The 16,543-nt window shown below is 36.2% G+C and carries 13 protein-coding genes; 12 read left to right on the top strand and 1 reads right to left on the bottom strand.

Annotated features, from left to right (window positions below):
* Positions 1-65 precede the first annotated feature (65 nt).
* From egtD to ACR1PN_RS07230, 5 genes are all read left to right on the top strand, one after another.
* A complete protein-coding gene (egtD, locus tag ACR1PN_RS07250; RefSeq protein ID WP_433979479.1) occupies positions 66-1,049 on the top strand; it encodes an L-histidine N(alpha)-methyltransferase in 984 nt (327 codons plus the stop codon).
* Between the two features lie 12 nt (positions 1,050-1,061).
* Positions 1,062-2,255 (top strand): ergothioneine biosynthesis protein EgtB, encoded by a 1,194-nt coding sequence (gene egtB / locus ACR1PN_RS07245; protein ID WP_433979478.1) that lies wholly within the window; start codon positions 1,062-1,064, stop codon positions 2,253-2,255.
* Positions 2,256-2,717: 462 nt separating this feature from the next.
* Entirely contained in the window at positions 2,718-3,728 is a 1,011-nt protein-coding gene (locus ACR1PN_RS07240; RefSeq protein WP_433979477.1) for a TQO small subunit DoxD, read from the top strand.
* A gap of 602 nt (positions 3,729-4,330) precedes the next feature.
* Complete coding sequence (locus ACR1PN_RS07235; RefSeq protein ID WP_433979476.1) at positions 4,331-7,174, top strand: hypothetical protein; 2,844 nt, start codon at positions 4,331-4,333, stop codon at positions 7,172-7,174.
* Positions 7,175-7,229: 55 nt separating this feature from the next.
* Positions 7,230-7,784: a hypothetical protein gene (locus tag ACR1PN_RS07230; protein WP_433979475.1), complete on the top strand. Its 555-nt coding sequence runs from the start codon at positions 7,230-7,232 to the stop codon at positions 7,782-7,784.
* 101 nt (positions 7,785-7,885) lie between these two features.
* Here the strand turns inward: ACR1PN_RS07230 and ACR1PN_RS07225 are convergent, their stop codons facing one another.
* Positions 7,886-8,044 carry a hypothetical protein gene (locus ACR1PN_RS07225; RefSeq protein ID WP_433979474.1) on the bottom strand — a complete coding sequence of 53 codons (159 nt, stop codon included), beginning with the start codon at positions 8,042-8,044 and terminating at the stop codon, positions 7,886-7,888.
* Positions 8,045-8,620: 576 nt separating this feature from the next.
* Between ACR1PN_RS07225 and ACR1PN_RS07220 the strand changes: the two genes are divergently transcribed.
* From ACR1PN_RS07220 to ACR1PN_RS07190, 7 genes are all read left to right on the top strand, one after another.
* A complete protein-coding gene (locus ACR1PN_RS07220) occupies positions 8,621-9,601 on the top strand; it encodes a BtrH N-terminal domain-containing protein (RefSeq protein WP_433979473.1) in 981 nt (326 codons plus the stop codon).
* A 228-nt stretch (positions 9,602-9,829) separates the two neighbouring features.
* Positions 9,830-10,372, top strand: a complete 543-nt coding sequence (locus tag ACR1PN_RS07215) for a peptidoglycan-binding protein LysM (protein ID WP_433979472.1) — start codon at positions 9,830-9,832, stop codon at positions 10,370-10,372.
* A gap of 196 nt (positions 10,373-10,568) precedes the next feature.
* Complete coding sequence (locus tag ACR1PN_RS07210; RefSeq protein WP_433979471.1) at positions 10,569-11,114, top strand: peptidoglycan-binding protein LysM; 546 nt, start codon at positions 10,569-10,571, stop codon at positions 11,112-11,114.
* A 314-nt stretch (positions 11,115-11,428) separates the two neighbouring features.
* Positions 11,429-11,974, top strand: a complete 546-nt coding sequence (locus ACR1PN_RS07205; protein WP_378182359.1) for a peptidoglycan-binding protein LysM — start codon at positions 11,429-11,431, stop codon at positions 11,972-11,974.
* A gap of 313 nt (positions 11,975-12,287) precedes the next feature.
* Positions 12,288-12,833, top strand: coding sequence for a peptidoglycan-binding protein LysM (locus ACR1PN_RS07200; RefSeq protein WP_378182359.1), 546 nt, complete (start codon positions 12,288-12,290; stop codon positions 12,831-12,833).
* A gap of 80 nt (positions 12,834-12,913) precedes the next feature.
* Positions 12,914-13,714 carry a hypothetical protein gene (locus ACR1PN_RS07195; protein WP_378182363.1) on the top strand — a complete coding sequence of 267 codons (801 nt, stop codon included), beginning with the start codon at positions 12,914-12,916 and terminating at the stop codon, positions 13,712-13,714.
* A 9-nt stretch (positions 13,715-13,723) separates the two neighbouring features.
* Positions 13,724-16,528, top strand: a complete 2,805-nt coding sequence (locus ACR1PN_RS07190) for a hypothetical protein (protein WP_433979470.1) — start codon at positions 13,724-13,726, stop codon at positions 16,526-16,528.
* Positions 16,529-16,543: the final 15 nt, after the last annotated feature.

Genomic DNA, 16,543 nt, shown 5'->3' with positions numbered 1-16,543 from the left:
GATATCTCCGATGTACATTAAGGTGGCAAGATAGTTGTAATTGTTTACAGATCAAATTACAAACTATGAAAATTCATTTAGATGAAGATCTTTCGATCGATAACACGGCAAAGTCTGATTTTTACACAGACGTTCTCAAAGGATTAAAGCAAAATCCCAAAAAATTATCTTCAAAATATTTTTACGATAAGCAAGGCGATAAATTATTTCAGAAAATAATGGATATGCCGGAATATTACCTTACCAATTGTGAGCTTGATATTTTTAAGAATAAAAGTAACGAGATCACTCAAAATCTACAGTTGGAAAACCAGCCATTTGATGTTATTGAATTAGGTTCTGGAGATGCTACCAAATCAAAACATTTACTGAATTTTTTAAAGAAAAATAGTTTTGATTTTAATTATATGCCGATAGATATATCCGGAAATATACTTCATGAATTACAAAAAGATTTGGCGACCGAAATGCCCGATCTTACAGTTATTCCTTTAGAAGGTGAGTATTTTGAAATGCTTGATAAGGTATCCGGAATTTCTACAAGAAAAAAAGTGGTGCTTTTTCTGGGAGCGAATATTGGTAATATGACTAAAAAAGAGGCATTGCAGTTTTGTGCAAAAATAAGAAGCAGACTTAATGCCGGAGATGTACTGTTAATCGGCTTTGATCTTAAAAAAAATCCTCACACTATACTTAACGCTTATAATGATCCGGCTGGAATCACAGCTGCATTCAACCTTAATTTACTTACAAGAATCAACCGCGAGCTCGATGCAGATTTTAATATTGAAAATTTCAGGCATTATCAAAGCTACGAGCCTGATTCAGGAGCCTGCAGAAGTTTTTTAGTTAGTTTACAAGCTCAGACTGTAAACATTTGTGATGAGAAAATTTTATTTGATGAAAATGAGCTTATTGATATGGAGGTTTCTCAGAAATATTCAATTGAAGAAATTGCGAAAATGGGGCAGTCTGCTGGATTTCATGTTGTTGAAAATATTTATGACTCCAAAAAATGGTTTGTTGATTCAATCTGGCATGTTATATAAATGATTCCAAAAATGAAAGAAAGTTCAAAACATACAATCGAAGAAAATACAGACTATTGGCTTCGTCGTTATCATGATATACGGAAACAGTCAGAGCATATCTGTGAGCCTTTACAGACCGAAGATTACGTTGTGCAGCCTGTGGTTGATGTAAGTCCTCCCAAATGGCATCTGGGACATTCGACTTGGTTTTTCGAAACATTCATTCTGGTACCCAATTATTACGGTTATAAAGTTTTTGACCCGCAATACAATTTCGTTTTCAACAGTTACTACGAAACAATAGGAGCCCGCGTAATCCGCACTGACAGAGGCAATTTAAGCCGTCCTTCAGTATCTGAAATTTATGAATACCGAAGATATGTAGATGAAAAAATGACTGAATTTTTACAGGGTGACTTTTTCAGGCCTGAACATACTGAATTATTAGAGTTAGGCCTTAATCATGAACAGCAACATCAGGAATTGTTGGTAACAGATATCAAATTTATTTTAGGACATAACCCTCTTTTTCCGGCGTATAGAAAAGAATCTTTTTTAAAAAGTTCAACCGCTTCAGAGGAAATTAAAATGCTTAAATTTTCAGAAGGTGTCTATGAAATAGGTTTTCAGGGTAAAGGTTTCTGTTTTGATAATGAACTGGGAAGGCACAAGGTTTATCTGAATGAATTTGAAATAGCAGATCGTCCCGTTACGAACAGAGAATATCTGGAATTTATAAAGTCGGGAGGGTATCATGATTTTAAATATTGGCATGCTGAAGGCTGGGATTGGGTGAAAAATACAAAAGCTGAATCTCCGTTGTATTGGCATAATATCGATGATATCTGGATGATCTACACTTTAGAAGGACTCAAGGAAATCAACTTGGATGATCTTCTTTGCCATATTAATTTTTTCGAAGCCTCTGCTTTTGCTGCTTGGAAGGGGATGAGATTACCAACAGAAGCAGAATGGGAAGTCGCCTCCGGTCTTCTAAACTGGGGAAAAAGATGGGAGTGGACCAACTCAGCATATTTGGCTTACCCGGGTTATAAAAGAGCATCCGGAGCAGTGGGAGAGTATAATGGAAAGTTTATGATTAATCAGATGGTTCTGAGAGGTGCATCTGAAGCTACTCCGGAAGGACACAGCAGAAATACGTACCGCAATTTCTTTCCTGCAAATTTACAATGGCAGTTTACAGGCATTAGACTGGCAAAATAGATTATGGTAACGATAAACCATTATTTTATTGTAGATTTGGAAAAGTGATCACAGGTACGAAATATAGTAAAAGAATTTTCCATTTAGTTTTTATCGGGCTGATTGTTTTTTCACTTACTCCATGTAAAGTGAAAGAATATTGGCTATCAATCATACAATGGGAGTATTCTAAACCGTTGAACAGGTCACAAACTACTGCTTCAGGGTCGTTTTGCCAGTATTCAGCAATAGATTCTTATCATCAGATCACTAATAAACGGCAAAAAAGGGATATTGATTCCCGGAATTCTTCCACAAATAAGGTTCTGTTTAGAAGGATCTTTTCTGAACCGATCTTTTCAGCCGTAATAATCTTCTCGGGCAACAGTCCGCCATTGTATATTTTATACAGACGTTTAAAGCTTCATATGTAATGGTTTGAAATTCATACTATTCATATATAAACGTTTAAAACAAAATTACATGAGATTACATAATACAGGTTCAGCAAATTCTGCCGGACTCTTCACATTGTCTTTACGCTGGGTTATAGGATGGACCTATTTTTCAGCATTTTGGAGGAGATTAGTTCTTGAAAACAAGCTTATTCCGGACGAGGCAGGATATATTGGTGAAAAATTCAATCACTTCCTTCCTAATGCTTTAGGAATAAAACCGGTTATTGAATATCTTGTTTCTAATCCTGATCTGCTGCAGATATCTATGATTTCCTTTACCATAATAGAAGCTGTTTTGGGACTGTTTCTTATTTTAGGGCTATATACCCGATTGGTCAGTATAGGAATAATAATGCTGGCTACAGGAATTCTTTTGGGATCTGGCTGGTTGGGGACAACATGTCTTGACGAATGGCAGATCGGTGTTCTCGGTATTGCCGGAGGCTTTACATTGTTTTTAAGTGGAAGCGATGATTTTTCTGTAGATAATTATCTTTATCATAAAGGTATTTTCAAAACTAAAATGGATAATCTTTGCCGTTTAGATTCAATCATAATGCCAAGAATCTATAACCGCACATTTATTCTGATTTCCTCTATTGCTATTTTTAGCATTACGTTATTTACCAATCAATATTTTCACGGGGGTGTTTTCGGGAAACTTCACAATAAATCTGTAAAGCCCAAGATAGAAATATCAAATATTCGTTATCATGACGATGAGGTTGTTTTTCAGCTGTTCAGAACAGAAGGAGCAGATGTTTACGGATCTTTTTTGATAAAAATTGAAATACTTGATCAGTATGGAAATACCGTTAAGATAATAGATCAAAAGGAGCTTTCAAACCTTCCTGAAAATAAGATCCGTAATTATTATATTGCTAAAATCAAATCGGGAAAGCATAGTTTAGTCCTACCACTTGGAGCAAAGGCAGATCTGTCGATTGATACACATGGATTAGTTATTGAAGATAATTATTCCATAAAATTAACTGATATCAGCGGCATTGAATGGCAGGAAAAGATAAATATATAAAAATCTCAATTCTTCATAAAGCAAAGTTTAACGACTTTGCTTTTTTTATCCTATCAAAAATACGCAGATTATCTTAAGAAATATATTTCGATACTTTGATATTTGTTTTATAAAAAAGTGGGTAACCAAATTGTTTACAATGCCCTTGGATAGGCACGCAAAAGGTTATTAATGCTACAAAATTAAGGGATTGGAAGACTGATAAAAATCATGCTACTACAGCGACATAAAATTAATCATATTAAAATACGATTAAAAAATTGATCAATAATATGCTATCTAAATGATTTTGTGTACTTTTGTGCTGAAATTAAAACTGAATGAAAAATTGTAAACCATTCTTTCAGCATCTTTCCCGAGATGTTGTAAAGTATTCGTGCGCTTCTCTGCCGCCTCCGCTCCCTAATGACTTTTTTATTTCAAAATGTTACACAGTTTCGTGAATGTTTAAACTCTGTCATTTTTGAAATGATATTTTAAAAACCTATTGGCTTTTTAGAATATAACAACACAAATCTTAACCAATAAATCTCATAACCCAAAACAGGTTATGGCAATTCAGCATGTACCCCATGAAAAATTTATGTCAACCCAAAAGAAGGATGAGCCTCAAATTATGCTTAGCCTTGCTTGTTTCCCTATTGTGCAATAATTATTTATTTGCAGATGGTTCGAAAGACCTTTATCCAAACGGAAAACCAGGATATCGTGCCTATCTTAGATCTAGCTTAACAGCCGATACTGAACGATGGCCTTTTCCTACAACCGGAACCCACTATGTTTATGCAAAAGCAGGTGAGCGAATTACTCTGGCTTCAAGTGCCCAGCTCGGTGGGAATGCAAAAATTATGATGTATAGTCCGTCAGGTGCAGTTGTTGTAGATAATAATAATGCGGGTCAGATCCCAAGTAGAGATCAGGAAAAAAACGGTCCTAAATTACTGGGCGAAAGCTCAACTACTAAATATACTCCTATATATTATCAAGTGCCTAGCGGAGGTACGGGTATCTATCGTGTAGAATTTCTGGCAAGAGGTATTACAATTCCCAGTACCACTGTTCTTGCAGATGCAGCCTGGACGCAAAACAGTTCGGCCGGTATCTTTGCATGGGATATATCGGTTATCAACACAACGAATACAGGATTTATCGGTGGTCGTGTTTATGCTAATTTGCTTAATATGAGCAACGGAAACCAAAATCCAAGCTCCAATGGATTCTATGGAATTGTATATGGATTGACGGACGATGGTTTTATTTACAGAATTAATAATAATGGTAATAACGGGTTGTATTTTTCCTTTTTTATCAACAATAACGGGTTTACAAATTCTAGCGGAGTATCGGTTTATAAGAGTTTAAGTATTACAAACCTGTCTAGCAGTGATGTGCATGATCCGAGATCTGCCGATATCTCAAACTCCACAACGCAGCAGATTACACATAAAATCTTTTATACACTTCCTTCTTCAGATCTTCCTGAAGCAAGTACTGGTGCAGTTCCCGGAAACAGCACCTGGTTGAGAAAAGTACCCATTGTACCCGTAGTGACCCAATTAAATACACAAGGTGTTGAAGGTACAAACGGACAGATTAGCTCGAAAGGTGGTTACATTAAATTTAACTCAAACAGACCTGCAAAATATACAATCATCATTAGAAGCAGTACAACTCCTGCATCTTTTACTGAGAGAGTTTTACTGGGATTTGCCAACGCAAATGCCAATAGCATATTATGGGATGGAAAAGATGGGGCAGGTCAACCTCTTCCGGAAGGAACTCATCAGGCAGATGTTTCAGTTCAGTTACAGGGAGCAGAGGTACACTTCCCTTATATTGATATGGAATACAACAAAAACGGAACTATTATTGAGCTGTTAAATAAAGATAATCTTTCTCAGGTTGCTTCAAGTATTGTTTACTGGAACGATACCGATATTCCCAATGTTACCAACGGTAGCAATTCTTCACCAAAAAACAATTCTCATTTGCCGCCTGTAAATAGCGCAGGCCTAGACAGTAATATTAATGGTCATATTTGGGGGGTAAATGGTACAGGAACCGGAGATCAGTTTGGTGATTTAAGATCAATGGATACCTGGGCATTTGTAAAAGGTCCTATTGAAACACAGCCTCTACCTATTGTTACACGTATTGCAGATCTTAAAATTTCTCAGGTTGTAGCAGATAAAACGGCTATTGTTCCGGGAGATGTTGTCACTTTTTATGTAAAAGCTAAAAACGACGGACCAAGTGCAGTTACCGGAGCAAAATTTAGCTTTACACTTCCTGTTGGGTTTAATCCTCAATCAGTTGTATTTGATGGCAAAGGCTGTGGAACTGAGTCGGTAGCTATTACTTATAATGCTTCCACAAGAACCTATACGTCATCTGTTGATCTTCCCAACGGTTGTGAAATCGGTTATACCATAAAACTAAACGTAACGACAGGAGTAAATTCCGGAAACCAAAATTTTATAGCCGGTATTTTACGTCCTAATGACGTAACAGACCCTGATGCAACAAATCCTGATCCTACAGTACCGCCTACGGATGCACAAGCTGAATGTACTAACAATGGCGTGGGAGGAACTTGTAATAATATCAAGAGTTTATTGCTTTCCTATACGGCAGCAGCAGTATGTACAGAACAAGTAGGAGGTGAAAACTTTACAGCTACAGGAGGTGCTTCCAAAACATTTGTTCAGCCTGCAACGAATTACGGATTTGTATTGGATGTATATTCTCTTGACAATTCCTTTAACATGACTGTAAATGGGGTGAAAATCGCATCATCGGAGATAGAATTTCAGTCGGGTGCAGTTCCGGGAATTAATATTCGTTTTGCTGATGGCGATCAGTATGAAGCCAATACACCTTTGATCTACAATTATTCAGGATCAGCAGCAGCGCCGCTAATAAGAGTAGTGATAAGTCCTACAGGTACTGTCTCGATGTATGGAAGTAAAACGGCAGGTGGTGCACTTTTCCCGCTTGAGCTGTTCAACGGTAACTCATTTAATACTATACCATGGAATACGTCGTCAGGTAACACAATTACTATCAGTCAGGTTGTTATAGGAGCTACCAATATTACCGGTAGAGGTTACGGACAAAATATTGTTCAGTGTGCATGCTACAATCTTCCGAATACAACGACCACTGGTATTGCTGCACGGCACGGTATTACACTTCTTAACAGAGCGGGGTCTTCTGAAGGAAATTGGCCGATGATCAGAACCGGGGCACATACTGTTTTAGAGTCTAATACTAAAGGCTTCGTAATTACGAGAGTTCCTACATCGGGTCTTTCGGCGATTACTCAGCCTGTTGACGGAATGATGGTATACGATACCACTGCGAAATGTCTTAAAATCTATACAGTAGACACTTCTGTTCCTGCCAATACAGGATGGTCATGTTTTTCTACACCTGCATGTCCTTAAAATATAAAATGGATTTGGGTTTATTATTTAAAGATCAAACAATAAAAATTAAGAAATGAAAAAAATATGTATAGCTGTGTGTATAACAGTATTCGCGATATTCAATGCTCAGATTGTGATTGGTGATGCTGTTGGTACAGCGCCTGCAAATCAGAAGGCTTCAGTACTTTTAGAGTTTGCGGCAGGACAAAATAAAGGATTGGTGCTTCCTTATGTAAGAACAATGCCGACTACACCTACAGAAGGAACTATTGTACTGGATGCAACTTCAGGAACAGGGGCAAGAGTAAAATATTTTAATGGCTCATGGACCGATCTTAGCGGACAGGACGGAAATATAACCTCTGCTTTAGCTTCCCAACCTACAGCTTCCCAGACGGCAGAAGTTGCCGGAGCAAAAGCAATTATAGGTAGCGCTACTACCAGTGCAGATGGTGTGTTGGTTCTCGAATCTTCATCAAAGGCAATGGTTTTACCAACCGTGGAAGATGTACAGAATATTGTAAGCCCTGCACCGGGTATGATGGTATACGTGAATAAAGCAGGTGCAAAAAGATTAGCAGTATTTAATGGTACTGTATGGAGTTTTTGGAGAGCTACTCCAAATTAAAACAATGTATGGTTTTTTAATGTTTAAGGGGAATATCTCTTTAGAATAGTCTACTATAAATGAAAAGCGTTCCGAAATTTCCGGAATGCTTTTTATTTGTACTAATTTGAAAATTTTACTTTCCCCATTTCTTTTTCCATTTTTTCTATCATTTTTTCGGCATTACCGTTGGTTCCGCCAAGAATGATTGCTTTTTTATAACTCTCTAATGCTAAATCGTATTGCTTATCTGTAAAATAAGCCTCTCCCAAACTATCCAAGTTAAAATATTTGAGGTTTAATGAATTTTATTCATCAGCAGAAATTACCTTTTAGGGATGTAGCTGTTCGTCCATAATATCATCATTATTGCCTGTGTAAGAATTCCATATAATTAATATGATTGAAAATTTAGTTAAATAAAATCTTTGATACTCATATCAAAAATTATTAATAAATTGAGACTGTTTGTTGTAATGTTTACGATATTTATGAAAACTGCAATCATACTATACGGGAAATCGAAACTATGATGATATGGAGGCACATAACTTAATGTGAATACATAACTATCAGAAAAAATTAAGATTAATGCTATCCATTTAGAAGACTTTTCAGATAAAACTTATAAAAGGATTGCATAGTTATAGCAAAAATATAAGAAAATTAAAATGAATAAAAAATAATTGCTGCGAATAAGGCGTTCTCATCGTTTCGGTGGTCGCTTTGTGGTTTATTTAGGCTGTTGAAGTGCAATCAGAAGTTCATTTCAATTGAACTTTAGCTATAATATCAGCTTTGCGCTTGAGATTTTCAACACGAATTAATGACCAGCTAAACAGACACCATATTTAAAAATGAAAGTCGAGAATTTAAAAGCATTTGACGGACAACATTGCGAAACAACAGCAACCGGAACATTGTTGAGACAACTTGGAATTGAACTTTCAGAACCAATGTTGTTCGGACTTGGGCAAGGATTGGGTTTTATTTTCTGGAATATGAAAACAATGGATTTTCCATTTGTTGGCGGGAGAATAAAGCCGGATTTATTAACTGAAAATATTGCCAGAAATCTAAACCTTGAGCTGAGAGTGAAAGAGACTTCATCAACTCAAAAAGCCTGGGATAATGTAAAAAAACTGATTGATAATGGACAAGTTGTCGGCTTAAAATTAGATTGTTTTCATCTAGAATATTTTTCACGTCCATTTCATTTTGCAGGACATTATACAGCACTTTATGGTTACGACAACGATGATGCTTTCCTGGTAGATACCAAACAACAAGGCGGATTAGTAAAAACGAGCTTGAAAAGTCTGGCATTGGCAAGAGCAGAAAAAGGACCTATGTCATCTAAAAATTTGTATTATACTTTGCACAAAACAGATAAAGAATATGACCTAAAGACGGCGATAATTACGGCAATTAAAAATAATGCAACAGAATATATACATCCACCCATTACAAATATCGGTTACAAAGGAATATATAAAACCAGCTCTGAAATTGTCAAGTGGTTTAAGACAAGTAAAGACGTTGAAAACGACTTTAAAACATCCGCAATGCTTATGGAAAAAGCAGGAACAGGTGGTGCATTATTCAGAAATCTGTATCGTGATTTTTTAAAAGAAAGTTACGACTTGCTAAAACTTGACAAATTAAAGGAAGGACATGAAGCGTTTCTTGAGATAGCGGAACTTTGGACATCAGTTTCTCAACTCTTCGAAAAAGTAGGTGAAACAAAAGACTTTAAATATATTCAACAGGCATCGGAAATTTTAAAAGCAATATCGGACAAAGAAAAGAAGACAATGGAAATATTGGCAACAATATAGTCTAAAGTATGCGATTGCAGATGTAATAGAGCTTTTTAGTTAAAATTAATGGAAAATCTTCGGTATTGAGTGTTAAAGATATCTTCATACTGATAATTAGTTAGTTAATAATAATGAAAATTTTGGTCATGTCAGATAATGTTATTAGATTTGACGGTAATGATATTTGTTAGCACAATCAATTTTGAATAACAATATTTATTGCAATCCCTTTAAATCATCCAAATCATGAAAAAGCAAATCTTTATCGCTGCGTTGTCTTTGGGAGCAATCTCCTTAGGAACCGATCTGGTTCTGGCACAAAATTCTGAACAGGTTAGTAAATCAGTAAATATTATTTTATCAGACGTTATTGCAATGGACTTAGGTTCTGCTGCTTCAGAAGGCTCTGTAGATTTTAATTATGGGAGCACAAAAGATTATAATTCATCAAAAAATGTAACTGTTCCCAACAGTTTAGTCATCATTTCCTCCAAAAATTTTGATGTAAAAGTAAAATCTGAGGGTACACATTTTGTTAGTGGTGCAAATCTAATTCCGGTAGATGTTTTACAGGTAAAAGCAATACCGGGTGGAAGTGTAGTGGGAACCATGAATGAAGTCACTTTATCTACAGCTGATCAGGTGCTGGTAAGTAATGCAAATTCAGGTGCCAAACAGTCTTTAAATATTACCTACTCTATTTCAGCCGAAAAAGCATCAAAAGTACTTTTGGGAAAACCACAGGGAACTTATACACAAAAAGTAACTTATACTGCCACTGCATTATAAACAACACTAATTTTTTCAAAAGAAAATCCCTCAATATGAAAGTGTTGAGGGATTTTCTTTTTACCCGGACGAATAATCCTTGTAGTTATTTTACTACATGAACTTCCAATTTCAACTACAAAGAAACTTTTATCACCACCGTAGATTTGCAGTATACAAAACAACAATTAATAACAATAAATTAAATATTACTGCCATGACAAAACAAATCGTAATCACAGCCTTAACTATCGGAGCAATCATATTAGGAACTAATAATGTTCAGGCTCAAAATACAACTGCAACTACAACGGTAAACATTACCCTGAATGATGTAATATCTATCGACGCAGGAAGTACAGCCATTGGTAATACGGTTGACTTCAACTATGCTACTGCAGCAGACTACAACTCTGATCAAACCATTACCAAAGCAAATTCTCTTAAAGTAACTTCAACGAAGAACTTTAACGTTAAAGTAAAAGCAGGAGGTGCTAATTTCTTAAACGGAACAAATACAATTCCTGTGAATGTTTTAACAATCAAAGCAGCTGCCGCTGCCGGAACAATGGGCGGAACAAAAACAGCTGTCGTTTTATCTGCAACAGATCAGAATTTAGTGACAAATGCCCCTCTTGGAAGCGCTTTAACATTGAATTTAGATTATGCGATTCCTGCCGTAAAATCATCATCTTCTGATATCTTAGGTAAACCGGCCGGAACTTATACGCAGACAGTTACATATACTGCAACAGCTTTATAAATAAATTTTTTTCATATTAATATTTTGTGATTTGGTGTTTCGAAGGCTTCCTCAGGAGGCCTTTGATTTTGTATGTATTGTACCGATCAATAAAATTCAAAACCTGAGAATAAGTATATAAATAACAGAAATTTATATACGCCTTCAACGCTTAGAAAGTTTGAGGGATTTTCTTTTTACCCAGACAGATAATCCTTGTAGTTATTTTACTACATGAATATCCAATTTCAACTACAAAGAAAGCTTCCTGGCCGCTGTAGATTTGCAGTATACAAAACAACAATTAAATAACAATAAAATTAAATATTACTGCCATGACAAAACAGATCGTAATCACAGCCTTAACTATCGGAGCAATCATATTAGGAACTAATAATGTTCAGGCTCAAAACACAACTGCAACAACTACGGTAAACATTACCCTGAATGATGTAATATCTATCGATGCGGGAAGTACTGCAATCGGTAATACGGTTGACTTCAACTATGCCACTGCAGCAGACTACAACTCTGATCAAACTATTACTAAAGCAAATTCTTTGAAAGTTACTTCAACGAAGAACTTTAACGTTAAAGTAAAAGCAGGAGGTGCTAATTTCTTAAACGGAACAAATACAATTCCTGTGAATGTTTTAACAATCAAAGCCGCTGCCGCTGCCGGAACAATGGGCGGAACAAAAACGGCTGTCGTTTTATCTGCAACAGATCAGAATTTAGTGACAAATGCTCCTCTGGGAAGCGCTTTAACATTGAATTTGGATTATACGATTCCTGCCGTAAAATCATCATCTTCTGATATTTTAGGTAAACCGGCAGGAACTTATACGCAGACTGTTACTTATACAGCAACAGCTTTATAAATTATTTTTTTCATATTAATATTTTGTGATTTGGTGTTTCGAAGGCTTCCTCAGGAGGCCTTTGATTTTGTATGTATTGTACCGATCAATAAATTCAAAACCTGAGAATAGGTATAGAAATAACAGAAATTTATATACGCCTTCAACGCTTAGAAAGTGTTGAGGGATTTTCTTTTTAACCAGACGGATAATCCTTGTAGTTATTTTACTACATGAACTTCCAATTTCAACTACAGAGAAACCTTCCTGGCCGCTGTAGATTTGCAGTATACAAAAGAACAATTAAATAACAATAAAATTAAATATTACTGCCATGACAAAACAAATCGTAATCACAGCTTTAACTATCGGAGCAATTATATTAGGAACTAACAATGTTCAAGCTCAAAATACAACAGCAACTACAACGGTAAACATTACCCTGAATGATGTAATATCTATCGACGCAGGAAGTACAGCCATTGGTAATACGGTTGACTTCAACTATGCTACTGCAGCAGACTACAACTCTGATCAAACCATTACCAAAGCAAATTCTCTTAAAGTTACTTCAACGAAGAACTTTAACGTTAAAGTAAAAGCAGGAGGTGCTAATTTCTTAAACGGAACAAATACAATTCCTGTGAATGTTTTAACAATCAAAGCCGCTGCCGCTGCCGGAACAATGGGCGGAACAAAAACGGCTGTCGTTTTATCTGCAACAGATCAGAATTTAGTGACAAATGCTCCTCTTGGAAGCGCTTTAACATTGAATTTAGATTATACAATTCCTGCCGTAAAATCATCATCTTCTGATATTTTAGGTAAACCGGCCGGAACTTATACGCAGACTGTTACTTATACTGCGACTGCTTTATAATAAAATTTTTAGTTTGTAAAGGTTCCTTTTGCTATGTTTTCAGTAGTTTTGGGAATCTTTATTATTAAACTGTTTACACCATGCACAAGCTTATTCATCTTTTCATTTTCTTTATTCTCACAGGCTCTTCCTCACTTCTGGCGCAAAGTATCTCTATGTCACCTACACGTCTGTTTTTCACAGGTAATCCGGGAGAAAAAGTGACAAAGACAGTCACACTTCAAAACAGTTCAGATAAGGATTATGTTTTTAATCTCAACTATAAAGATTGGATTAGAGAGGAAGATGGAAATAAGGTTTATCTTGATGCAGGCAGTTCAAAAACTTCTAATGCCTCTTGGGTGTCTACCTTAGAAAACGCTGTAACAGTTCCTGCGAAAAGTACGAAGGAGATTGTAATAACCATGCAGATTCCGGCAAACGCTTCAAAGTCTGCTGTTACCAACAGTATGCTGTTTTTCACTCAGCTTCCTCAGCAGGCAGATAAGGCACGTATTCAGAATGGTATTGGTATTATCACCTTATTTGAAGTGGGACTTCACATCTTTTATACACCGCCTGGAAACCAGACAAAAAGTTTGGATATTACCAATATATCAGAGGTGAATAATGAGAAAGCAGCAAACAGAAAAGTCGCAGTAAGCATCCATAATGATGGAAATACCATCAATGATGCGACTGTTGAGTTTGAACTGACCAATACCGACAACGGTCAGGAAATAAAATTACCGGCAATTTCCATCTCCATGCTTCCGGATACCAACCAAACCGTTCAATTTTCTTTACCCGAGAACCTTTCAGGAAACTTTCTTGGAGTGGCTATTATCAAAATGGCAGGGTCCAATGATTTACGAGTAGGAGAAAAAAACTTTAAATTTTAAAATTAAGTCTTGAAACCACAAAATGGAATACTGATATCAATCTTAAGAAGAACAATCTTATTTTTTGCAATTGTTCTTCTGCATGTGTCGTTGGCTTTTGCGCAGGAAAAGAAGGATATAGAAATTCATTTTGAAAATAACAGTGTAGCTGTTGAGAAAGGTTCTACTTTTACTAATTTCCTGGTCATTGAGAATAAAAGTTCTGAAGAAATTACAATTCAGAATATCATTCCTCAGGAAAAATATCCGGGATTGCTTTTTTATCCTAAAGGCGACTTTACTTTACGTGCTGGTCAGTCTAAAAACCTTCCTGTGAAACTGATCGCCAATGTAGATTTTATGAAACTGAGATCCAATGAGATCCAATTCCAGGTTTCGTACACCAGTCCAACGGTCACTAAAACTGAAAGCACCTCGTTCTTCGTTAATAAAGAGGATAACAAAAACATTGCAATTTATACGGCTACATACGAAAATTTCATTAATCCTGCTGTACCCGAATCCTCAATTCTGCTGATTGTAGAAAACCAAAGCTATAGCAAACGAACCGTTAAGATTGATTTACAGTCAATTCCTGATGGTCTGGAAATGATGCCAAAACAACAAACCTTATCTCTGGAAGGTTTAGAAAAACAAACAATTGAGATTAAAATCAGAGTCAGAAAACAGAACACACTTTATCCTGAATTTAATATTAATGCAACCGCCACGGACCTGCTTGATAATAAAACAGTGGGAAGTAACACACTTTATTTAGTCATTTTATCGCACAACAGACAAATTGCTCGGGGAAACGAAACGGTAAGCGGAAGTAATTTTGCGGAATTGAGCTATAATGAAAACAGCTCGGGATTCAATTTTCTTCAATTGAGGGGAAACACAACATTTCGTGTGAATGAAAATTTGAAATCACGTTTCAATATAGGTGCGGATTACTATCATGAAGACGGTCTTTATAATCTATATGACACTTGGCTGGAACTGGAGAGAAAAAATACAGTGTTACGGGTGGGAAATGTTAACAGTAACGATTACGATTACCCGGTTTTCGGAAGGGGCGGGAAAGTTTCTACTAAATTTGGTGAAAATAATCAGGTTGAAATTCTTGCACTGGAAAATAATTATAACCTGTACGGTACTTATTTCCAACAAGCAAAAGGATCTACCATAGTGGGTGCAAAATATGGTTTTGGCAATTCTAAAAACTTAAATGGTAAAGTCTCATATTTATTCGACCATGATCCGCGCTTTAACGTAGATACACAGGTGGCGAATGCAACGGTATCATTATTAATTAACACTAAAAACATAATCCGTACGGAGGTGGGTCTGAGCCAAGAAAAAGGCCTTGTGAACAAAGATGAGAACGCAGGAGCTTCTATGGGAGCCAATTACGAGGGAAAATTTGGGAAATGGGATATACAATCTGTGAATTCATTTGCCACGAAAAGTTATGCGGGAATTAAAAGGGGAACTTTTTTTTCAAATCAAAGAATCAGCCGACAGTTTTCCGAATCTCAACGTGCTTTTATTCAATATCAGAATTCGCAGATAGATCCCGAGTTTCTGAGCTTCCAGAGTGCACCCATCCAATCTGGGAATACTGCAAATCTGCGCTATTATTTCAACAGTACAGAAGCTTTGGGGTCAGGCTACCAGTTTTCTTTAAAAAAATGGAATTTCCTACTGTCTCCGAAAGTCGAAAAACAAAAAACAGCCAATTTTTACACGTCGCATGAACTTTTTTCCTACCGAATGGAAGCAAACATAAGCACAACATTTGGTGCTCATGGATTGAACTGGACGGCGGAATATTCTTATTCAAAAGAGAACAATAAGGCCGATTGGTTCAATAGCCTGAGAACAACATTGTCTTATAGGTATAAATCTTTCTCCCTCAACGGCACAGCACAATGGAACGCAATTAATGTATTTGATTTAAATTCTTATTACGATGTAGACCGTAATTTTGCCAACTATAATGTGTACGCATCATATAATTTTCAGATGCTTCATAATAATCTTATTGGATCTTTTACGGCCGGAACTTACTATTCAGAACTTTATAAAAATTTAAACAGCAACATCAGTGGCAATCTGGAATATAAAATTTCGCCTTCATGGTCTGCCACAGGTTATTTTAATTTTTCGGGATATAAATCTACGTCTGCTTACGCAAGCAGTGGTAATTTTTACCAGTTCAGATTGGGGATTAAAAGATCTTTTACCGCAGCAACGGCTCTCGGAAATCATAAAGTGACGTTCCAGTTATTTGAAGATAAGAATTATAATGGACTTCTTGAAGCAGGCGAGTCGGTTCTTGCGAATGAAATTGTGAAACTGGACAATTTTGTTGCAATGACAGATAAGAACGGTAAAGTAGTTTTTCAGAATGTACCTGAAGGTATTTACACACTGAAGGTAAACGAAAGTGCGGGTGCCCGATTGATGATAGATCCTGTCATTATGGTAAATAACAATATCAACCGCAAAGTGAGCCTTGTAAAAAACATCAGGGTAAGTGGGAAATTAAAAGAGATTAGACAAGCTTACGATGAGGTGGAAACAGATGTAACCGGAATAGTAGTGTATGCCAAGAGTGAAGATGGCGTGATCTACACAGCTGTGGTAAACCAGAAAAATGAGTTTGAGTTTTTCCTGAAAGACGGAAAATATGACCTCTATATTGAAAATGACAAATATAGCTATATACAGCCCACCCAAACTATTCAGGTGGCAAAAGAAGGGTATCCAGAAACCGTGATTTTTGAGTATAAGAAGAAAGACACCACTATAAAGGTGAAAAAGTTTTAAATTTAAAAGGTATGA

Source organism: Chryseobacterium sp. RLHN22 (assembly GCF_051011795.1).
GTDB classification, from domain to species: Bacteria; Bacteroidota; Bacteroidia; order Flavobacteriales; family Weeksellaceae; genus Chryseobacterium; species Chryseobacterium zhengzhouense.
This window is presented reverse-complemented; position numbering and strand designations above follow the sequence as displayed.